Genomic DNA, 19,831 nt, shown 5'->3' on the forward strand with positions numbered 1-19,831 from the left:
GAAACAGACCGGTACGGATGGGGTTCCCTCCTTTGGCGGGGCCTATCCCGGTCGGACAGATCGGATCGGGAGAGATTGGTCCGGTATTTTCCCGCAAGGATGGTGTGGAAATTCAGAAATCCAGGTCGGCGTAATGGCGGGGCGGCGGGCAGCCGGGGATGCTGTCGGTCAGCAGGCCGCGGAAGCTGGGGCGCGACTTGATGCGGGCGTACCAGTCCTTGGCCTCCGGCACCTTGTCCCACGGCACGTTGTCCACGTAATCGACGCAGGACAGCGCCGCCGCCGCCGCGATGTCGGCCACCGTGAAGCTGGAGCCGGCCAGCCAAGGGCGACGTTCCGACAGGAAGGCGATGTATTCCATGTGGTACTGGATGTTCGCCAGCCCGGCGCGGATCGCCGGGGCGTAGGGGTGGCCCTGGCCGGACAGCCGCTTGATCAGCTTCTCGCCGACCAGATTCTCGGTCACCTCGCGGTCGAAGGTCCGGGTGAACCAGTCGACGATCCGGCGCACCTCGGCGCGGGCCGCCACCTCCCGCGGCATCAGCGCCACGTCGGGGTAGGCCTCCTCCAGATACTCCAGAACGGGCAGCCCGCCGGCCACGACGGTTCCGTCCTCCTCCACCAGCACCGGCGGCTCGCCGGCGGGGTTCAGCATCAGGAAATCCTCGCGCCGTTCCCACGGCTTCTCGATGACCGAGTCGAAGGGAAGACCCTTCTCGGCCAGCATCACCCGCGCGACGCGGGACAAGGGATGGAGGGGGTGGTGATGGAGTGTCCGCATGCCGGGCCGGACTGTAGCGTATGGGAAGCGTGGAAAACAGTCTGCGCTTTGGCCTGTGACGCCGCTCCTTCGGCTTATGGATCAACCGTGCCGGGAGGGTGTCAAAGGGCGGATTTGCGGTAGACCACCAGGGGGGCGGCGTCGCCCTCCGGACCGGCGTCGGGGACCGGGGTCCAGCCGTTGTGCTCGTAGAAGGCGCGGGCCGCCGCGTTGCGCGAGGCGCAGGCCAGTTCGGCGGAGCCGCGCAGCAGGCTCAACGCCTCGCGCAGCAGCGCGCTGCCGATGCCCTGCCCGCGCCACAGCGGGTCGATGAACAGGGTGTGGATGAAACGGTCGCCGGCATCGACGGAGATGAAGCCGACGACCAGCCGGGTCGTCGCCCAGGCGCCGGCTCCGGCCCCGTCCAACTCGGCCACCAGCACCTCTTCCCCATCCACGCAGTCGTAGTAGTCGTCCAGGCCGAACCGGTCCTGGGGTTGCCAGGAAAAGGCGGCGCGACGCCCGTGCAGGAAGATGTCGGCGCAGCGCGGCCCGTCGGCCGCCGTGGCGAAGCGAATGTTGATGCGCAAGCCGTCCTCTGCCGGCATGACGCCCTCCCGTGTGGTTGCGGATGCCCCCAGGCGGTCCTAACAACCCGTGCCGAACCAGATTATTCCCAACCAGATTATTCCAGGGAACGGCGCCCTGAAAAGGACGGCCATGGCGCGGCCGGCGTGAAAAACGGCGGCCCGGTTGCCCCGGACCGCCGTTTCGCATATGCGCAATCGACCTGAGATTTACGCCGCGGGTTTTACTCCGCCGAGATGGCCTTCGGCAGATGGACCGGCACTTCCAGGCGGTTCAGCATTTCCTTCGGAACAACCTGCCAGAACTTGGTCACCTCACGCGCCCAATCGTTGAGGATCTCGGCGGCGAAGCGGCTCTGCGTCTCCGCCACATGCTCCTCGATCAGGTGCTTGAGCTGGCTTTCGTAATGGCCGACCTCGATGCGCTGGAAGATCACGCTCTCGTCGTTGATGTACAGCGGCAGGCTGTCGTCCAGGTCGTAGACGTAGGCCATGCCGCCCGTCATGCCGGCGGCAAAGTTGTCGCCGACGCGGCCGAGGATGACCGCCGTGCCGCCCGTCATGTACTCGCAGCCGTTGGAGCCGCAGCCCTCGACCACCACGGTGGCGCCGGAGTTGCGGACAGCGAACCGCTCGCCGGCTTGGCCCGCGGCGAACAGCTTGCCCGCCGTCGCGCCGTAGAGGACCGTGTTGCCGATGATCGTGTTCTTGTTGGTCTCCAGCGGGCTGGAGGTCGTCGGACGGACGACGATGGTGCCGCCCGACAGGCCCTTGCCGACATAGTCGTTGGCGTCGCCCATCACCTCCAGCTTGATGCCCTGCACCGCGAAGGCGCCGAGCGACTGGCCGGCGGTGCCGCGCAGGCGGATGGTGATGTGGCCGGGCTGCAGCCCGAACATCCCGAACTTGCGGGTCACCATCGAGGACAGCCGCGTGCCGATGGCGCGCTGCGTGTTGCGGGCGTTGTAGGCGAGCTGCATCTTCTCGCCCTCCTCGAACAGCGGGCGGGCGTCGGCGACGATGCGGGCGTCCAGCGTGTCCGGCACCTCGTTGCGGCCCTGCAGCGTGCAGTAGCGGGCGTTCTCGCCGGGATCGACCTGGGCCAGCAGCGGGTTCAGGTCGAGGTCGTCGAGATGCTCCGCGCCGCGGCTGACCTGATGCAGCAGGTCGGTGCGGCCGATCACCTCGTTCAGTGAGCGGAAGCCCAGGCCGGCCAGGATCTCGCGCACTTCTTCGGCCAGGAAGGTGAAGAGGTTGACGACCTTCTCCGGCGTGCCGACGAACTTCTGGCGCAGCTTGTCATCCTGCACGCAGACGCCGACCGGGCAGGTGTTGCTGTGGCACTGGCGGACCATGATGCAGCCCATGGCGATCAGGCTGGCCGTGCCGATGCCGAACTCCTCCGCACCCAGCATGGCGGCGATCACGATGTCGCGGCCGGTCTTCAGGCCGCCATCGGTGCGCAGCCGCACGCGGTGGCGCAGGCGGTTCAGCGTCAGGACCTGATGGACCTCCGACAGGCCCATCTCCCAGGGCAGGCCGGCGAACTTGATCGAGGTCTGCGGGGAAGCGCCGGTGCCGCCGCTGTTGCCGGAGATCAGGATGATGTCGGCGTTGGCCTTGGCGACGCCCGCGGCAATCGTTCCGATGCCGGAACGGCTGACCAGCTTCACCGTCACTTTCGCATCCGGATTGATCTGCTTCAGGTCATAGATGAGCTGGGCGAGATCCTCGATCGAGTAGATGTCGTGGTGCGGCGGCGGGCTGATGAGCATCACGCCCGGCGTCGAGTGACGCAGCCGCGCGATCATCTCGGTCACCTTGAAGCCGGGGAGCTGGCCGCCCTCGCCGGGCTTGGCGCCCTGGGCGACCTTGATCTCCAGCTCGCGGCACTGGTTCAGGTACTCGGCGGTGACGCCGAAGCGGCCCGAGGCCACCTGCTTGATGGCGCTGTTCCAGTTGTCGCCGTTCTTGTCCGGGCGGAAGCGCGCCGGATCCTCGCCGCCCTCGCCGCTGTCGGACTTGGCGCCGATGCGGTTCATGGCGACGTTCAGCGTGCCGTGGGCCTCGGGCGACAGGGCGCCCATGGACATGCCCGGCGTGATGAAGCGCTTGCGGATCGCGGTGATGCTCTCCACCTCGTCCACCGGCACCGGGGCCTTGGTGGAGCGCAGCTCCAGCAGGTCGCGGAGCTGCATCGGCGGGCGCTTGTTCACCTGCTCGCTGTACTTCTTGAAGGTGGTGTAGCTGTCGTTGGTCACCGCCTGCTGCAGCGTGTGGATCACGCCGCCTTCCCAGCCGTGGCGGTCGCCCGACTTGCGGAAGCGGTAGAAGCCGCCGACCGGCAGGGCCACGACCTCCTCGTTGTAGGCGGTGGCGTGCTGCTCCAGCACCTTCTTCTGGATGCCGTTCAGGCCGATGCCGGAGATGCGGCTGACCATCGCCGGGAAATGCTCGGCGACCAGCGCGCGCGACAGGCCGATGGCCTCGAAGTTGCCGCCGCCGCGGTAGCTGCTGATGACCGAGATGCCCATCTTGGACATGATCTTCAGCAGGCCGTCGTCGATGGCCTTCTTGTAGTTGGCCATGCCCTTTTCCAGCGGCATGGCGCCGAACAGGCCGCGGCGGTGACGCTCGGCGATGGCCTCCTGCGCGAGGTAGGCGTTGACCGTGGTGGCGCCGACGCCGATCAGCACGGCGAAGTAGTGGGTGTCCAGCCCCTCCGCCGTGCGCACGTTCAGCGAGGTGAAGGTGCGCAGGTTGGAGCGGATCAGGTGCGTGTGCACGGCACCGGTGGCGAGGATCGCCGGGATGGCGGCGCGCGCCGGGCCCATCGCCTCGTCGGTCAGGATGACGTGGGTGGCGCCGCCGCGCACCGCGTCCTCCGTCTCCTGGCGGATGCGGCGCAGCGCGTCGCGCAGGGCCTCCGGACCGCCGTCGACCGGGAAGGTCGCGTCGATCTCGGCCGCCGTGTCGCCCATGTAGTCGCGCATGGCGCGGAACTCGGCGGTCGTCAGGACCGGCGATTCGAGCTGCAGCAGGCGGGTCTGCGTCTCGTCCTCGTCCAGGATGTTGCCGAGGTTGCCGAGCCGCGTCTTCAGGCTCATCACCCGGCGCTCACGCAAGCTGTCGATGGGCGGGTTGGTGACCTGAGAGAAGTTCTGGCGGAAGAAGTGGTGCAGGCCGCGGTACTTGTCGGACAGCACGGCGATGGGGCTGTCGTCGCCCATCGAGCCGATGGCCTCCTTCCCGTCCTCCACCATCGGGTGCAGGATCAGCTCCATGTCTTCCATGGTCAGGCCAAAGGCCTGCTGGCGGCGGCGCAGCTCGGCCTTGTCCATGTCCGACGGCTCGCCCTTCAGCGAGGCGGTCTTCACCAGCTCGTCCAGGTGGGTGGTGTTCTGCACCCACTTGTCCCACGGCTTCAGCGTGGCGAGATGGTCCTTCAGCTCGCGGTCGCGGTAGAGCTTGCCGGACTGGAGGTCGACGGCGATCATCTCGCCCGGGCCGAGGCGGCCCTTCTCGATGACCTGGGTCTCGTCGATCTTCACCATGCCCGTCTCGGACCCGCCGATGATCAGGCCGTCGGTGGTGATCGTGTAGCGCATCGGACGCAGGCCGTTGCGGTCCATGCCGCCGACGACCCAGCGGCCGTCGGTCATGGCCAGCGCGGCCGGGCCGTCCCACGGCTCCATGACGGAGTTGCAGTACTGGATCAGCGCCTTGTGGTTGTCGGGCGTGGTCTGCGAGCTGGTCAGCGCCTGCGGCACCAGCATCATCTTGACCATTGGGGCGGTGCGGCCGGCGCGGACCATCACCTCGAACACGGTGTCGAGCGAGCCGGAGTCCGACAGGCCGACGCCGATCACCGGCTTCAGGTCCTGCATGTGGGTGCCGAAGGCCGGATGCTCCATCCGGGTTTCGTGCGCCTTCATCCAGTTGACGTTGCCCTTGACCGTGTTGATCTCGCCGTTGTGGGCGAGCATGCGGAAGGGCTGGGCCAGCGGCCAGGTCGGGAAGGTGTTGGTCGAATAGCGCTGGTGGTAGATGGCGAAGTCGGACTCGAAGCGCTCGTCCAGCAGGTCCGGGTAGAAGGTGGTCAGCTGCTCCGCCAGGAACATGCCCTTGTAGATGATCGAGCGGGCCGACAGCGAGCAGATGTAGAAGTCGTTGATCTGCTCACCCTTCACCGCCTTCTCGATGCGGCGACGGATGATGTAGAGGTCGAGCTCGAACTGCTCGTCGGACACGCCCTTGTTGTTGCCGACGATGATCTGCTCGATCTCCGGACGGGTCGCGTTGGCCTTCTCGCCGATGATGTCGACGTTGATCGGCACCTGGCGCCAGCCGTAGATGTAGTAGCCGAAGGCCAGGATCTCGGTCTCGACGATGCAGCGGCAGGCTTCCTGCGCGTCCAGGCTGATGCGCGGCAGGAAGACCTGGCCGACGGCCAGCTTGTTGTCCGGCGCGCGGTGGCCGATGACCTTCACATGGTCCTTGAAGAACTTCTGCGGCACGGCGACGTGGATGCCCGCACCGTCGCCCGTCTTGCCGTCGGCGTCCACGGCGCCGCGGTGCCAGACGGCCTTCAGCGCCTCGATGCCTTTCTCGACCACCGAGCGGCGGGGCTTGCCGTCGATCGCGGCGATGAAGCCGACGCCGCAGGCGTCGTGCTCATCCTCCGGGTTGTAGGCGTTGGCAGTGGTCAGCGCCGCGGCGTTGGCGCGGAAGTCGGCGACGAACTGCTCACCCTGGTTCAACTCGGTGGTCATCGGTGGACCCTTTCAGTCAGTCTGTTTGACGGGGGCAGTCTGTTCGAAAGGGGGACTTCGCCCCTTCACCCCCGCCAGGGGCCGAAATGGACCCCTGGAACCCGCGGAATTATGGATTGTTGCGGCTTTATTCCGCCGCGACGGCGACCGGCGCCTCGGCCTTCGCCTTGGCATAGGCGTGGATGCCCTCCGCCGCGTCGCGGCCGTCGCGGATGGCCCACACCACCAGCGAGGCGCCGCGCACGATGTCGCCGGCGGCGAACACGCCGTCCATGTTGGTCATCTTGGTGCGATGATCGACCAGCAGCGTGCCCCAGCGGGTCACCTTCAGTTCCGGCTCGTCGAAGGCGTTCGGCAGGTCCTCGGGCTCGAAGCCGAGCGCCTTGATGACCAGATCGGCCTGGACGGTGAACTCCGACCCCTCGATCACCTGCGGGGTCTGGCGACCGGTGGCGTCGGCGACGCCCAGATGGATGCGCACGGCGCGCACGCCGGTCACCACCGTGTCGCCGGTGAAGCCTTCCGGGGCGGCCTGCCAGATGAACTCCACGCCCTCTTCCTCGGCGTGGGCGACCTCGCGCTGCGAGCCCGGCATGTTCTTGCGGTCGCGGCGGTACAGACACTTGACCGATACAGCACCCTGGCGGATGGCCGTGCGCACGCAGTCCATGGCGGTGTCGCCGCCGCCCAGAACCACCACATGCTTGCCCGCGGCGTTCAGGGAGCCGTTCTCGTACGCCTCCACCGTGTCGCCCAGGCTGACCTTGTTGGAGGTGGTCAGATAGTCCAGCGCTGCCACGATGTTGCCCAGGCCCGAACCCGGCGCCTTGATGTCGCGCGCCTTGTAGACGCCGGTGGCGACCAGCACGGCGACGTGCTTGCGGCGCAGCTCCGGCAGGGAGGCGTCGCGGCCGACCTCGAAGTTCGGATGGTAGATCACCCCGGCGTCGGCCAGCAGCTTCACGCGGCGCTCGACCACCGACTTCTCCAGCTTGAAGCCGGGGATGCCGTAGACCAGCAGGCCGCCCATGCGGTCGTAGCGGTCGTAGACGTGCACCTCGTAGCCCTTGGCGCGCAGTTCCTCGGCGGCGGCGAGGCCAGCGGGACCGGCGCCGATGACGCCGACCGAGACGCCCAGCTCACGCGACGGCGTGCGCGGCTTCACCCAGCCCTGATCCCAGGCGGTGTCGTTGATGTACTTCTCGACCGAGCCGATGGTGACGGCGCCGTGGGTGGACTGCTCGATGACGCAGTTGCCCTCGCACAGACGGTCCTGCGGGCAGATGCGACCGCAGATCTCCGGGAAGTTGTTGGTGGCCTGGGAGACTTCGTACGCCTCCTCCAGCCGGCCTTCGGAGGTCAGCTTCAGCCAGTCGGGGATGTTGTTGGAGACCGGGCAATGCACCTGGCAGAAGGGAACGCCGCACTGCGAGCAGCGGTTGGCCTGCTCGTTGGCGCGGTCGTCGCTGAAGCGGGCGTAGATCTCGGCGAAATCCTGGCGGCGCTCCGCGGCCGGGCGTTTGTCGGGCATCCGCTGCGCGGTGTGCACGAAGCCCAACATCCTCTGGTTCGCCATAACGCCTGCTCCTTCTTCCCGTGTCCCGTGCATGGGGACGGCGCCGGCGGCCGGGCGACCCTTTTTCGCGCCGATGGGGCACGGGGAGGGGCGTGGCCGCAGTGAAAACGAAAGCCCGCGGTCACGCGGTCTGAACGTCATATACCGCAAGCGAAGGCGCCGCGCGAGCATATTTTCGTCGTTAGGGCAGTATGGCTGACCAAACCGTGACTCGATGTCGCGGAAGCCTCCGCAGAGTGCCGGAGAGCCTGAAAAACAAGCAAGAAAATTAGGACCGATCCGGGACTATCGCCCAATTCGGGGTATCGCCCCATGGGTCGTCGCCTTCGCCATGTTGCGCTGCTATAAGCCGGACATTGCCATCCGCCATCCTGTCAGAGGCCACGCGCCGCATGCTGATCGACCAATATCTGGACGCCGCTCTGCTCGGCCTGATCGAAGGGCTGACCGAATTCCTGCCGGTCTCGTCCACCGGCCACCTGATCATTTTCGACACCCTGCTGGGCTTCGAAGGCCCGCCGGGCAAGGTGTTCGAGGTGGTGATCCAGCTCGGTGCGATCCTGGCGATCTGCACGGTCTATTTCGCCCGGCTGTGGAACGTGGTCACCGGGCTGAAGGACGATCCGGGCGCCCGCCACTTCGCCATGGCGGTGATCCTGGCCTTCCTGCCGGCGATGGTGCTGGGGGCGGCGCTGCACGGCGTCATCAAGGCGGTGCTGTTCAACCCGACGGTGGTCAGCATCGCGCTGATCGTCGGCGGCATCGGAATCCTGATGGCGGAACGGTTGGTGCCGGTGCCGCGCTACAACCAGATCGAGCGTTTCCCGGCGCCGCTCGCCCTGAAGATCGGCCTGTGCCAGTGCTTGGCGCTGGTGCCGGGCGTGTCGCGCTCGGGCGCCACGATCATCGGCTCGCTGCTGATGGGGGTGGATCGGCGGACCGCCGCGGAGTTCTCCTTCTTCCTGGCGATCCCGACCATGGCCGGCGCCACGGTCTACGACCTCTACAAGAACTGGAGCCTGATGAACGTCGACTCCGCTTTGCTGATCGGGGTCGGCTTCGTCACCGCCTTCGTCGCGGCGGCGCTGGTGGTCAAGGTGCTGGTGGATTTCGTCGGGCGCTATGGCTTCGCGCCCTTCGCCTGGTACCGCATCGCCATCGGCACGGGGATGCTGGCGTTCCTCTATCTCTGACCGGAACCCCTCCCGCGCGCCTCAGCCCTGCCGGGCGACGGCGCGCGAGGAGGCCGCGGCGATGACCAGCGCCAGCGCGGCGACCAGGGCGAAGGAAAAGCCCACCGTGCTGGCCTCCGCCACGAAACCCAGAAGGGCCGGGCCGGTCAGCACCCCGGCGTAGCCGAGGGTCGCCACCGCGGCGATGGCCTGACCGGCCTCCCCCTCCGCCTTGGCCCCGGCGGCGCTGAACAGCACCGGCACCACGTTCGACAGGCCGAGCCCGGTCAGCCCGAAGCCGGCGACCGCCACCACCGGCCCGCCGCCGGTCAGCGCGACCGCCAGACCGGCGAAGGCCAGAACCGCCCCGGCGCGGACCAGCAGCGGCCCGCCGAACCGCTGGCGAAGCCGGTCGCCGCAGAAGCGGCCCACCGCCATGGCGCCGGAAAAGACGGCGAAGCCCAGCGCCGCGATCGACGCCGCACCCCCCAGATCCTCGCGCAGATAGACGGCGCTCCAGTCCAGGATCGCGCCCTCGCTCATGAAGGCCAGGAAGGTCAGCGCGCCCAGCAGCAACGTGCCGCGGTCGGGCAGGGCGAGGCCCGTCGGCTCGGCCTGCTGATCGGCGCTTCCGGGCAGGAAGCGGCGGTGCAGCGCGACGAACAGGAGCAGCAGGGTCGCCGCGAGCAGGGACGCCTGGACCGGCGGCGGCAGGACTTGCAGCAGCAGGCCGCCGACCCCGGCGCCGAACAGGCCGCCCAGGCTCCACATGCCGTGCAGCGATGACATGATCGGCCGCCCGAGATGGCGCTCCACCAGGGCGCCGTGGGCGTTCATCGCCACGTCCATGGTGCCGCCCGCCGCCCCGAACAGGAACAGCACGGCGCACAGCGACAGCAGGTCCGGCATCAGCGCCGGCAGCGGCAGGATTAGGGCGAAGGCCACGGCGGTGAGCCGGATCACCGGGGCGCTGCCGACGCGGCCGAGCAGCGGGCCGCTGCCGACCATCGCGGTCAGCGCCCCGGCGGCGAGGCAGAGCAGGGCGACGCCGAGCACGCCGGGGCTGAGGTCCAGATGGTCCTTGATCGCCGGGATCTGGGTCGCCCAGACGCCGAAGACCGAGCCGTTGACGAAGAAGGCCGCCAGGGAGGCCAGCCGGGCGCCCGGGGCGCGGTCGGCGAATTCCCGTATGGTGAAATCCTGCGTTGCGGCCTGCATGATCCTCCGCGCCCCTTCCGTCGCCCCGATGAAGGGGCCAGATGCGGCAGGCGGGCGCGGGAATCAAGGCCGTGCGCCGCAGGGCACCCTTGCGCGGGTTCGCCGGAACCGAAAACGGCGAAAGCCCCGGCGACGAGCCGGGGCTTTCGTGTCGATGGCGCGGGCCTGTGGGATCAGTGCGCGCCGGAATGGTTGCCGGCGTCGCGCGGCGTCGTGTTGGAGCGGCCGCCGACGATGAAGCGCGACAGGTAGGTCGGCAGGACCACCTCGCAGCTCGACAGGTTGGCGATGCCCAGCTCCTTGAAGCCCGGCGCGCCGGCGGCGGCGACGTTGTCGGTCCGCAGCATCTCCACCTGATCGCGGGTCAGCGGCGGGGCGACGATCGGCGGAACCTTCTCCAGCAGGCCGCCCAGCGTCTCCGCGACGTTCCAGGGAACCGGCACGAGGAAGCGCTTGCGGCGGATCTCCCGCAGCATGAGCTGCATCAGCTCCTTGAAGCTGTAGACGCGCGGGCCGCCCAGCTCGAAGGTCCGGCCGGCGGCCGAATCCAGCGTCGCGGCGGCGGCGATGGCGTCGGCCAGATCGCCGACATAGACCGGCTGGAACTTCGTCGCCCCGCCGATCAGCGGCAGCGCCGGGGACACCTGCGCCATGGCGGCGAACTTGTTGAAGAAGCCGTCTTCCGGCCCGAAGACGATGCTCGGGCGGATGATGGTGGCGCCGGGGAAGGCCTGCGCCACCGCCTGCTCGCCCGCCGCCTTGGACTTGGCGTAGGCCGAGGCCGACTTGGCGTCGGCGCCGATGGCCGAGACATGGACGAGGCGGCGCACGCCGCTGGCCTTGGCGATGCGGGCGATGCGCGCCGGGGCGTCGACATGCACGGTCTGGAAATTCCAGGCGCCGCGCTCGTACAGCGTGCCGATCAGGTTGATGACGGTGTCCGCGCCCTGGATGGCCCGCGCGACCGACTGGTCGTCCTTCACGTCGGCGGCCATCGGCACGATCTGGCCGACCGAGCCGGCGGTCTTCAGGAAGTTGGCCTTGTTCGGATGGCGCGACACCACGCGCACGATGGCGCCGGTCTTGGCGAGGCGGCGAATGAGATGGCGGCCGACGAATCCCGAACCGCCGAACACCGTGACCACTTCAGAGCGATAGGACATCGACCTTCTCCCGTGCCGTTGGGCCCGCAAATTCTTTCCCTCCGGGCCGCCCGCCAGCGGGGCGGGGCGACCGGATCGGGGGTTGCTTATATAGAAACCTCCCCGGAGAGGCTAGGCCCTGACGCGCCGCCCGCCGCCCATTTCGCGCCCGGCGGATCTTTCCGCGCGAAAGTGAAAAAAGCTGTTGACGGGCCCCCACCAGCCGGCTACATAAGCGGCCCACACCGAGCCCAGGTGGCGGAATTGGTAGACGCGCAGGTTTCAGGTACCTGTGGCAGAAATGTCGTGGAAGTTCGAGTCTTCTCCTGGGCACCATATCTACCCGGCTGCGCCGCATGCTACGGTCCTCCCCCAACGGGACGGAAAGGTAGCAGAGCGGCGTTCGTCGTTTCTGGGGTCCGTGGCCGGGGGCCGTCCTACTGAGCGGGAAGCCACCCAATGCCCATCGACCTCCATGACGGCGACCTGCCGGACGGTCTCGACCTGAAGTCCCTTGCCCGCGACGGCGCCGTCGCCATCGACACCGAGACCATGGGGCTGAACCCCCACCGCGACCGGCTTTGCCTGGTCCAGCTTTCCCCCGGCGACGGCACGGTGCATCTGGTCCAGTTCCGCAAGGGCCAGTACGAGGCGCCGAACCTGAAGCGTTTGCTCGCCGACCCCGAGGTCACCAAGCTGTTCCACTTCGCCCGCTTCGACGTGGCGGTGATGCGCGCCTATCTCGGCGTCGCCTGCCAGCCGGTTTACTGCACCAAGGTGGCGTCCAAGCTGGTCCGCACCTTCACCGACCGGCACGGGCTGAAGGATCTGGTGAAGGACCTGCTGGGGGTGGAGCTGTCCAAGCAGCAGCAGTCCTCCGACTGGGGTGCTGCGGAGCTGACGCCGGAGCAGATGAAATACGCCGCCTCCGACGTGCTGCACCTGCACGACCTCAAGGAGAAGCTCGACGTCATGCTGGCGCGCGAGGGGCGAACCCATCTCGCCAAGGCCTGCTTCGACTTCCTGCCGGCCCGCGGCGAACTGGACCTCGGCGGCTGGGAGCAGCCGGACATCCTGTCGCATTGAGGGCTGTCGCATCGACGGCCGGCGCCGGGGCGAGAGCCCTGGTGGAATAGGTCAAGCCCTCCGGACGTTGATTTGACCGGACGCGCGCGGGTGGGCATACTGCCCGCGCGGCGGCTGGCGCGTTGTCGCGGATACGCGGGCTGCCAGTCGGAGTACCCTTTTTCGGCCCCTTGGGCCAACCAGAAGAGGCAAGCACCGCCTTGACGAGCCTGACCGCATCCAGCCTGGCACCCAGCCTGATCGATCGCCCAGCCGATCGCCCATCCGACGGCGCGGCCGATCGCGACATCGCGAGCGCCCGGCGCGTCCTGCGGATGGAGGCCGAGGCCCTGACCGCTCTGGCGGACGGGCTGGACGGCGCCTTCGTGCGCGCGCTGGACCGGCTGGCCGCGATCGCCGGGCGCGTCGTCGTCTCGGGCATGGGCAAGTCCGGCCATGTGGCGCGCAAGATCGCCGCGACCCTGGCCTCCACCGGCACGCCGGCCTTCTTCGTCCATCCGGGCGAGGCGAGCCACGGCGACCTCGGCATGATCGCCCGGCAGGACGCGGTCATCGCCCTGTCCAACTCCGGCGAGACGCACGAGCTGTCGGACATCGTCGCCTACACCCGCCGCTTCGACATCCCGCTGATCGGCATCACCCGGCGCGCCGGCTCCTCCCTGGCCGAGCAGTCGGACGTGGCGCTGGTGCTGCCGCCGGCCCCGGAGGCCTGCCCGCTGGGGCTGGCCCCGACCACGTCGAGCACGATGATGCTGGCGCTGGGCGACGCGCTCGCGGTGGCCCTGCTGGAGCGGCGCGGCTTCACGGCGGCGGATTTCAAGCAGTTCCACCCCGGCGGCCAGCTCGGCCGGGCGCTGCTGAAGGTGACCGACGTGATGCACAAGGGTGAGGATATGCCCCTGTGCGCCTTGGATACGCCGCTTTCCACCGTCATATTCGAGATGACGGCCAAGCGGCTCGGCTGCGTCGGCGTGGTCGACGCCGCGGGCGCGCTGGCCGGCGTCATCACCGACGGCGACCTCCGCCGCCACCTGACGCCGGAGCTGTGGGCGGAGCGCGCCGACAGCATCATGTCGCCGCGGCCCAAGACGATCCGCCCCAAGGCGCTGGTCGAGGAGGCGCTGCGGGAAATGAACGCGAAGCAGATCACCAGCCTGTTCGTGGTGGAAGCGGACCGGCCGCTCGGTGTTGTGCACATTCACGATTGCCTGCGCGCCGGGGCGGCGTGACGGGCAGCCGGAGGACGGTTGACGCCATGGACAGCGACCTGAAGGATCGGACGGTGAACACGCAGGAGCGGCGCGCGGATGCGCCTTCCCTTGCCGCGCAGCTCATGGCGATGCCGGGAGCGCTGCCGGAAGGGGAGTCGGAGGGCGAGGCCGCCAAGCGCGTCCACCGCCGCCGGGACATCCGCCCGGTCAGCCGCGGGTACAGCCGGTTCGTCACCGGCATGAAGTTCGCGCTGCCGGCGCTGGCGCTGGCGGTGATGGCGCTGATCGCCGTCTGGCCCTCGCTGACCGAGCTGCCGACCCTGCGCATCTCGGCCGACAAGGGCCAGCTGGAGATGATCAAGCCGCGCTACATCGCGGTGGACGAGGACAACCAGCCCTTCTCGCTGGTGGCGGCCAAGGCCGACCGCATCGCCGACCAGCCGGACGTCATGCTGCTCGACCAGCCGGAGGCCGAGATGACCCAGACCGACGGCACCTGGGTGACCATCCGCTCCGACAAGGGCTGGTACAACCAGGTCACCGGCATCCTGCTGATGCGCGGCCATGTCCGCGTCATGCGCGACGACGGCAACGAATTCACCACCGAGGAAGCGGAATCCGACATCCGCAAAGGCACCGCCTGGGGCGATGTCCATGTCGTGGGCCAGGGGCCGCAGGGCGTCATCAACGCCGAGGGCTTCCGCCTGTCCGACCGTGGCAAGACGATGGTGTTCCTGAACCAGTCCAAGGCCGACGTCCAGGCCGCCGAAAGCCCGGGAGGAAAGACGCGTTGAGTGCAGCCACCCTTGCGGCCCCGCTGATGGCCGCGTTCCTTCTGCTGTCGGGGGCGGCGATTCCGGCGGCGGCCCAGGGGCTGCCCGGCCTCGGCGGCGGCCCGAACCCGGTCGAGGTCAACGCCGATCAGGCCATCGAATGGCACCAGGACGTGCGCGCCTATGTGGCGCGCGGCAACGCCTCGGCCAAGCGCACCGACAGCACCGTCTACGCCGACGTGCTGACCGCCTATTACCGCGAGGTGCCCGGCAAGGGGAACGAGGTGTTCCAGCTCCTCGCCGAGGGCAACGTGCGCATCGTCAGCCCGACCCAGGAGGTCTTCGGCGAGCGTGGTGTCTACGACGTGGACAAGCAGGTGGCGGTGGTCACCGGGCGCAACCTCAAGCTGGTCACCCGCACCGACATCGTGACGGCGCGCGACACGCTGGAATATTACGAGGCGAAGAACCTGACGGTGGCCCGCGGCGACGCCGTGGCGGTGCGCATCGCCAACGGCGACCGGCTGCGCGCCGACATCCTGATCGGCCAGCTCAAGAAGATGCCGGACGGCTCGACCCAGATGGAGCGCATCGACGGCGCCGGCAGCGTGGTGGTGACCACCGCGACCGACGTGGCGCTGTCGGACAAGCTGGTCTATTCGGTGGCCGACGAGACGGCGGTGCTGCTGGGAAACGTCAAGATCACCCGCAACGACAACCAGCTCAATGGCGACGCCGCCGAGATGAACATGAAGACCAAGGTCAACCGGGTGATCGCCGGTCCCGCCACCGGCGGGCGGGTGATGGGCCTGCTGATCCCCGGCCAGGAGCCGGGCGCCCCGGGGGGCCGGCCCACCGCCCAGGCGGGCGGAAAACCCACGGCCCAGCCGGGCGGCACGCCCACCGCGCAGACGGGCGCCAAGCCCGCCGCGAAGCCCTGACGACCCGGCAGCGAATCAATGGCCATGGACATCGAAGACCGGGGCCTCGGCGGCCCGACCCTTTCCGCCCCGAACCAGCCGGGCCACCCGTCGGCCCACCCGGCGGGCCATCCCGCCACCGACGTGCGCCCCAGCGAGGGGCTGGTGGCCCTGCATCTGGGCAAGGCCTACAAGAAGCGCCCGGTCGTCCGCGACGTGACCGTGACGGTCCAGCGCGGCGAGGCGGTCGGCCTGCTCGGCCCCAACGGCGCGGGCAAGACGACCTGCTTCTACATGATCACCGGGCTGATCGCCGCCGACTCCGGGACCATCCTGCTCGACGGGCAGGACATCACGGCGCTGCCCATGTACCGCCGGGCGCGGCTGGGCATCGGCTATCTGCCGCAGGAGGCGTCGATCTTCCGCGGCATGTCGGTCGAGAACAACATCCGCTCCGTGCTGGAGGTCGTGGAACCCAACCGCGACACGCGCGAGCAGATGCTGGACGAGCTGCTGGCGGAGTTCTCGATCACCCACCTGCGCCGGGCCCCGGCGCTGGCGCTGTCGGGCGGCGAGCGGCGGCGCGTCGAGATCGCCCGCGCGCTGGCCTCCCAGCCGCATTTCATCCTGCTCGACGAGCCGCTGGCCGGCATCGATCCGATCGCGGTGAACGACATCCGCGAACTGGTCAGCCACCTGCGCGACCGTGGCATCGGCGTGCTCATCACCGACCACAACGTGCGTGAAACGCTCGACCTCGTCGATCGGGCATACATCTTGCACGATGGTGTGGTACTAATGGAGGGAGAGCCGGCCGAGATCGTGGCGCACGAGGATGTGCGCCGGGTCTACCTCGGCGACCGGTTCAGCCTCTAGTGCGGTTTCCCTGCCCATGGCGCTCAGCCAACGCCTCGATCTTCGTCAGACCCAGTCCCTGGTGATGACTCCGCAGCTGCAGCAGGCCATCAAGCTGCTGCAGCTGTCGAACATCGAACTGTCGGACTTCGTCGATCGCGAGATCGAGCAGAACCCCCTGCTGGAACGCGACGGCGGTCCCGGCGAGGGCGGTGGCGATGGTGGCGGAGAGGCGGGGGGCGACGGGGCCGGTGACGGCGGGGGGGCGCCCGGCGCGGTGGACCTCGCCGCTCCGGAGGAACGCCAGCCGCCGATGACCGACGGGCGGACCCGCGACACGGTGGAGATGACCGCGTCGGAAACCATGGGGTCGGCGTCCGACGCGCCGCTCGACACCGATTTCGAGAATGTCTATTCCGACGACCGCTTCTCCGACGGAACGGACGGGGCGAGCGACGTCTACGGCTCCTGGCAGGAGCGCGGCGGGCGCGGCGGCTTCGAGGACGACGAGTCCAACCTGGAAGCCACGCTGACCGGCCAGAAGAGCCTGCGCGACCATCTGACCGAGCAGCTGAAGATCGACTTGCCGGACCTCGGCGACCAGCTCATCGGTCTGGCGCTGATCGACATGCTGGACGAGGCCGGCTGGATCACCGGGTTGGAGGTCGAGAGCCTCGCCGGGCAGCTCGGCTGCGCACCGGAGCGGGTGGAGCGGGTTCTGGCCGCCTGCCAGCGCTTCGACCCGCCGGGCATCTTCGCGCGGTCGCTGAAGGAATGTCTGGCGATCCAGCTGCGCGAGAAGAACCGCTTCGACCCGGCGATAGAGGCCCTGCTCGACCATCTGGAGCTGCTGGCGGCGCGCAACCTGCCGGCGCTGATGAAGGTCTGCGGCGTGGACGCCGAGGACATCGCCGACATGGTCGCGGAGATCCGCAAGCTGAACCCCAAGCCGGCGCTCAGCTTCGACCACACGCCGGCCCAGCTCGTCACCCCCGACATCCTGATGCGCGCCAACCCGGGTGGCGGCTGGCTGATCGACCTGAACCCGGACACGTTGCCGCGGGTGCTGGTCAACCACCGCTATTTCGCGCGCATCTCCGGCACCGCCCGCAACAAGGCGGACAAGGAATACATCACCGAGCGCTTCCAGTCGGCCAACTGGCTGGTCAAGTCGCTGCACCAGCGCGCCACCACGATCCTGAAGGTGGCCAGCGAGATCATCCGGCAGCAGGACGCCTTTTTCATCCATGGCGTCTCGCATTTGAAGCCGCTGATCCTGCGCGACATCGCCGAGGCGATCGGCATGCACGAGAGCACAGTCAGCCGCGTCACGACCAACAAGTTCATGGCGACGCCGCGCGGCGTGTTCGAGTTGAAATACTTCTTCACTTCCGCCATCCAGGGGGCCGACGGGCAGGCCGCCCACTCGGCGGAGGCCGTGCGCTACCGCATCAAGGCGATGATCGACGCCGAGAAGCCCGAGGACGTGCTGTCGGACGATAAAATCGTCGAAATCCTTCGTGGTGAAGGGATCGACATTGCGCGCCGGACGGTCGCGAAGTATCGTGAAGCGATGCGCATTCCGTCATCGGTGCAGCGACGCCGTGCCAAGATGTCACGCATGTAACCGGGCCGGGAGGGGGCCGTCCTTGATTGACAGCCCATACCGCCGTCACTATGGTCCCCGTCCGCACGTGGCGGCCTTCCGTCGTCCTATGTCTATCGCGGACCAGATTGGAAACATCCCAAAATGCAACTGACCGTCAAAGGCAAGCAGCTTGACGTTGGTGATGCTCTGCGCACCCACGTCGCGGACAGCCTGAACACCATCGTCGGCAAGTATTTCAACAAGCCGATCGAGGCCAACGTCGTCCTGACGCGCGAAGCGCATCTGTTCAAGGCCGACATCCAGGTGCATGTCGGTCGTGGGATCGTCCTTCAGAGCGCGTCCGAGGCCACCGAGCCGTACCCCGCCTTCGACACCGCGTGCGAGAAGCTGGCCAAGCGCCTGCGCCGCTACAAGCGCCGTCTGCGCGACCACCACAGCGTCGAAGCCCCCGCGCAGGAAGCCTTCCCGGCCCGCTACCAGATCCTGGAAGCGGAGAAGGACGAGGCCCATGTGGAGAGCGACGAGGCCGCCGCCGAGGAGGCGCAGCCCATCGTGATCGCCGAGATGGAAACCAACATCGCGACCCTGGCGGTCAGCGAGGCGGTGATGCGCATGGAACTCGCCGACGCTCCCGCGCTGATGTTCCGCAACGGCGCCCACGGCCGCCTGAACCTGGTCTACCGCCGCGCCGATGGCAACATCGGCTGGGTGGACCCGGCGGAGAAGGCCGGCGCCTGAGTCCGGTCTCTGTTCCAACCACACCCATAGCGTCATGCTCGATCTCATCACGCCGCACGCCATCCTCCCGAACCTGAAGGCCGGCAGCAAAAAGCAGGCCCTGCAGGACTTGGCGCGCAAGGCGTCCGAGCTGACCGGCCAGCACGAACGGGCGATCTTCGACGTCCTCCTGGAGCGCGAGCGGTTGGGCACCACCGGCGTGGGTCATGGCATCGCCATCCCGCACGGCAAGCTGCCCAACCTCGACCGCGTCCACGGCGTCTTCGCCCGGCTGGAGCGGCCCATCGACTTCGATGCGATCGATGAGCAGCCGGTCGATCTTATTTTCCTGCTGTTGGCTCCGGATCATGCCGGCGCCGACCATCTGAAGGCGCTGGCCCGTGTGTCGCGCCTGCTGCGCGACCAGTCCATGTGCGAGAAGCTGCGCGGTTCGGACTCGGCGGACGCAATCTACGCGCTGCTGACCCAGCATGAAGCCAGCCACGCGGCGTAAGGCGCGTTCTCTTGCGAACACGAAAAACGGGAGAGCCGGCGGCTCTCCCGTTTTTTTGTTGTCCGGCACCCGGTGCCGCCGTCTTTCCGGGCTCTGGCGGCGGGACGTACGTATGTACGTCCGTACGCCTCGCCGCCGCCCCGTACGTTCAGGCCCGCTCGGCCCAGCCCATGTAGTTCACGTCGAGATCGCGCGGGTTGAGCCGGAACTCGTCGGACAGCGGGTTGTAGGTGATGCCGGTCAGGTCGCGGATCGCCAGCCCCTCGGCGCGTACGGCGGCGGCCAACTCGCCGGGGCGCAGGAACTGGCGCCAATTGTGGGTGCCGCGGGGCAGCCAGCGCAGGATGTACTCGGCCCCGACGATGGCCAGCGCGAAGGATTTCGGCGTGCGGTTCAGCGTCGCCAGGAACAGCGCGCCGCCCGGCGCCGTCAGTTCCGCGCAGGACTTCACGAACAGCGGCACGTCGGCGACATGCTCGATCACCTCCATCGCCAGGACGGCGTCGAAGCGCTCGCCGCTGGCTGCAAGGGCCTCGGCGGTGGTGGCGCGGTAATCGACGGGGGTGCCGGTCTCCGCGGCGTGGGCGGCGGCGGTGTGGACGTTGCGCTCCGCCGCGTCGACGCCGACCACGGTGGCGCCCATGCGGGCGACGGGCTCCGACAGCAGGCCGCCGCCGCAGCCGATGTCGACGATGCGCAGGCCCTTCAACGGCTCGGCCGCGAGCGGGTCGCGGCCCAGGCGGCGGCACAGCGTGTCTCGGATGTAGGCCAGCCGCAGCGGGTTCAGCCGGTGCAGGGGCCGGAACTTGCCGGTGGGGTCCCACCACTCCGCGGCGATGGCCGAAAAGCGGGCGACGTCCTGGGGGTCGACAGTGCCTGCGGTGCCTGCGGTTCCGGCGGTCGCGGTCATGAAAGAAAT

16 protein-coding genes and 1 tRNA gene are annotated in these 19,831 nt (G+C 68.5%); 10 read left to right on the forward strand and 7 right to left on the reverse strand.

The genetic code is table 11. The features are described 5' to 3' along the window. Positions 1 to 112 precede the first annotated feature (112 nt). The 4 genes from FBZ83_RS23800 to FBZ83_RS23815 form a co-directional block, all read right to left on the reverse strand. Positions 113 to 781: a glutathione S-transferase family protein gene (locus tag FBZ83_RS23800; protein ID WP_145689199.1), complete on the reverse strand. Its 669-nt coding sequence runs from the start codon at positions 779 to 781 to the stop codon at positions 113 to 115. Between the two features lie 101 nt (positions 782 to 882). Further along, entirely contained in the window at positions 883 to 1,368 is a 486-nt protein-coding gene (locus FBZ83_RS23805) for a GNAT family N-acetyltransferase (RefSeq protein ID WP_145689200.1), read from the reverse strand. 203 nt (positions 1,369 to 1,571) lie between these two features. Beyond that, a complete protein-coding gene (gene gltB, locus FBZ83_RS23810; protein ID WP_145689201.1) occupies positions 1,572 to 6,119 on the reverse strand; it encodes a glutamate synthase large subunit in 4,548 nt (1,515 codons plus the stop codon). A gap of 127 nt (positions 6,120 to 6,246) precedes the next feature. Further along, positions 6,247 to 7,695: an NAD(P)-dependent oxidoreductase gene (locus tag FBZ83_RS23815; protein ID WP_145689202.1), complete on the reverse strand. Its 1,449-nt coding sequence runs from the start codon at positions 7,693 to 7,695 to the stop codon at positions 6,247 to 6,249. Positions 7,696 to 8,087: 392 nt separating this feature from the next. Here FBZ83_RS23815 and FBZ83_RS23820 point away from each other — a divergent pair, with 392 nt between their 5' ends. Continuing rightward, complete coding sequence (locus FBZ83_RS23820; protein ID WP_145678734.1) at positions 8,088 to 8,888, forward strand: undecaprenyl-diphosphate phosphatase; 801 nt, start codon at positions 8,088 to 8,090, stop codon at positions 8,886 to 8,888. A 21-nt stretch (positions 8,889 to 8,909) separates the two neighbouring features. Here the strand turns inward: FBZ83_RS23820 and FBZ83_RS23825 are convergent, their stop codons facing one another. Then, positions 8,910 to 10,085, reverse strand: a complete 1,176-nt coding sequence (locus FBZ83_RS23825) for an MFS transporter (RefSeq protein ID WP_145689203.1) — start codon at positions 10,083 to 10,085, stop codon at positions 8,910 to 8,912. Between the two features lie 173 nt (positions 10,086 to 10,258). Beyond that, entirely contained in the window at positions 10,259 to 11,248 is a 990-nt protein-coding gene (locus tag FBZ83_RS23830; RefSeq protein WP_145689204.1) for a complex I NDUFA9 subunit family protein, read from the reverse strand. 228 nt (positions 11,249 to 11,476) lie between these two features. On the opposite strand from FBZ83_RS23830, the gene FBZ83_RS23835 reads away from it, so the two are divergent. From FBZ83_RS23835 to ptsN, 9 genes are all read left to right on the forward strand, one after another. Then, positions 11,477 to 11,563, forward strand: a tRNA-Leu gene (locus FBZ83_RS23835). A gap of 123 nt (positions 11,564 to 11,686) precedes the next feature. After that, on the forward strand, positions 11,687 to 12,313 hold the full coding sequence (locus FBZ83_RS23840) for a ribonuclease D (RefSeq protein ID WP_145689205.1): 627 nt from the start codon (positions 11,687 to 11,689) through the stop codon (positions 12,311 to 12,313). A gap of 200 nt (positions 12,314 to 12,513) precedes the next feature. Further along, complete coding sequence (locus FBZ83_RS23845) at positions 12,514 to 13,542, forward strand: KpsF/GutQ family sugar-phosphate isomerase (RefSeq protein WP_145689206.1); 1,029 nt, start codon at positions 12,514 to 12,516, stop codon at positions 13,540 to 13,542. Positions 13,543 to 13,568: 26 nt separating this feature from the next. Then, a complete protein-coding gene (gene lptC, locus FBZ83_RS23850; protein ID WP_145689207.1) occupies positions 13,569 to 14,318 on the forward strand; it encodes an LPS export ABC transporter periplasmic protein LptC in 750 nt (249 codons plus the stop codon). Continuing rightward, complete coding sequence (locus tag FBZ83_RS23855; RefSeq protein ID WP_145689208.1) at positions 14,315 to 15,238, forward strand: LptA/OstA family protein; 924 nt, start codon at positions 14,315 to 14,317, stop codon at positions 15,236 to 15,238. The genes lptC and FBZ83_RS23855 overlap by 4 nt, the downstream gene beginning before the upstream one ends. Positions 15,239 to 15,256: 18 nt before the next feature. Next, a complete protein-coding gene (lptB, locus tag FBZ83_RS23860; protein WP_145689209.1) occupies positions 15,257 to 16,093 on the forward strand; it encodes an LPS export ABC transporter ATP-binding protein in 837 nt (278 codons plus the stop codon). A gap of 16 nt (positions 16,094 to 16,109) precedes the next feature. Beyond that, complete coding sequence (gene rpoN, locus FBZ83_RS23865) at positions 16,110 to 17,699, forward strand: RNA polymerase factor sigma-54 (protein ID WP_145689210.1); 1,590 nt, start codon at positions 16,110 to 16,112, stop codon at positions 17,697 to 17,699. Positions 17,700 to 17,822: 123 nt separating this feature from the next. Further along, positions 17,823 to 18,419: a ribosome hibernation-promoting factor, HPF/YfiA family gene (gene hpf / locus FBZ83_RS23870; protein ID WP_145689211.1), complete on the forward strand. Its 597-nt coding sequence runs from the start codon at positions 17,823 to 17,825 to the stop codon at positions 18,417 to 18,419. Between the two features lie 34 nt (positions 18,420 to 18,453). Beyond that, entirely contained in the window at positions 18,454 to 18,912 is a 459-nt protein-coding gene (ptsN, locus tag FBZ83_RS23875) for a PTS IIA-like nitrogen regulatory protein PtsN (protein WP_014198055.1), read from the forward strand. 148 nt (positions 18,913 to 19,060) lie between these two features. Here the strand turns inward: ptsN and ubiG are convergent, their stop codons facing one another. Further along, positions 19,061 to 19,822 carry a bifunctional 2-polyprenyl-6-hydroxyphenol methylase/3-demethylubiquinol 3-O-methyltransferase UbiG gene (ubiG, locus tag FBZ83_RS23880; RefSeq protein ID WP_145689212.1) on the reverse strand — a complete coding sequence of 254 codons (762 nt, stop codon included), beginning with the start codon at positions 19,820 to 19,822 and terminating at the stop codon, positions 19,061 to 19,063. Positions 19,823 to 19,831 lie beyond the last annotated feature (9 nt).

This window comes from Azospirillum brasilense, assembly GCF_007827815.1.
Taxonomy (GTDB): Bacteria; Pseudomonadota; Alphaproteobacteria; order Azospirillales; family Azospirillaceae; genus Azospirillum; species Azospirillum brasilense_C.

What these genes read in the sequence shown, in the direction of transcription:
- FBZ83_RS23800 (WP_145689199.1), bottom strand. Translation starts at nt 781, where the DNA reads ATGCGGACACTCCATCACCACCCCCTCCATCCCTTGTCCCGCGTCGCG.
- FBZ83_RS23805 (WP_145689200.1), bottom strand. Translation starts at nt 1,368, where the DNA reads ATGCCGGCAGAGGACGGCTTGCGCATCAACATTCGCTTCGCCACGGCG.
- gltB (WP_145689201.1), bottom strand. Translation starts at nt 6,119, where the DNA reads ATGACCACCGAGTTGAACCAGGGTGAGCAGTTCGTCGCCGACTTCCGC.
- FBZ83_RS23815 (WP_145689202.1), bottom strand. Translation starts at nt 7,695, where the DNA reads ATGGCGAACCAGAGGATGTTGGGCTTCGTGCACACCGCGCAGCGGATG.
- FBZ83_RS23820 (WP_145678734.1), top strand. Translation starts at nt 8,088, where the DNA reads ATGCTGATCGACCAATATCTGGACGCCGCTCTGCTCGGCCTGATCGAA.
- FBZ83_RS23825 (WP_145689203.1), bottom strand. Translation starts at nt 10,085, where the DNA reads ATGCAGGCCGCAACGCAGGATTTCACCATACGGGAATTCGCCGACCGC.
- FBZ83_RS23830 (WP_145689204.1), bottom strand. Translation starts at nt 11,248, where the DNA reads ATGTCCTATCGCTCTGAAGTGGTCACGGTGTTCGGCGGTTCGGGATTC.
- FBZ83_RS23840 (WP_145689205.1), top strand. Translation starts at nt 11,687, where the DNA reads ATGCCCATCGACCTCCATGACGGCGACCTGCCGGACGGTCTCGACCTG.
- lptC (WP_145689207.1), top strand. Translation starts at nt 13,569, where the DNA reads ATGGACAGCGACCTGAAGGATCGGACGGTGAACACGCAGGAGCGGCGC.
- lptB (WP_145689209.1), top strand. Translation starts at nt 15,257, where the DNA reads ATGGCCATGGACATCGAAGACCGGGGCCTCGGCGGCCCGACCCTTTCC.
- rpoN (WP_145689210.1), top strand. Translation starts at nt 16,110, where the DNA reads ATGGCGCTCAGCCAACGCCTCGATCTTCGTCAGACCCAGTCCCTGGTG.
- hpf (WP_145689211.1), top strand. Translation starts at nt 17,823, where the DNA reads ATGCAACTGACCGTCAAAGGCAAGCAGCTTGACGTTGGTGATGCTCTG.
- ptsN (WP_014198055.1), top strand. Translation starts at nt 18,454, where the DNA reads ATGCTCGATCTCATCACGCCGCACGCCATCCTCCCGAACCTGAAGGCC.
- ubiG (WP_145689212.1), bottom strand. Translation starts at nt 19,822, where the DNA reads ATGACCGCGACCGCCGGAACCGCAGGCACCGCAGGCACTGTCGACCCC.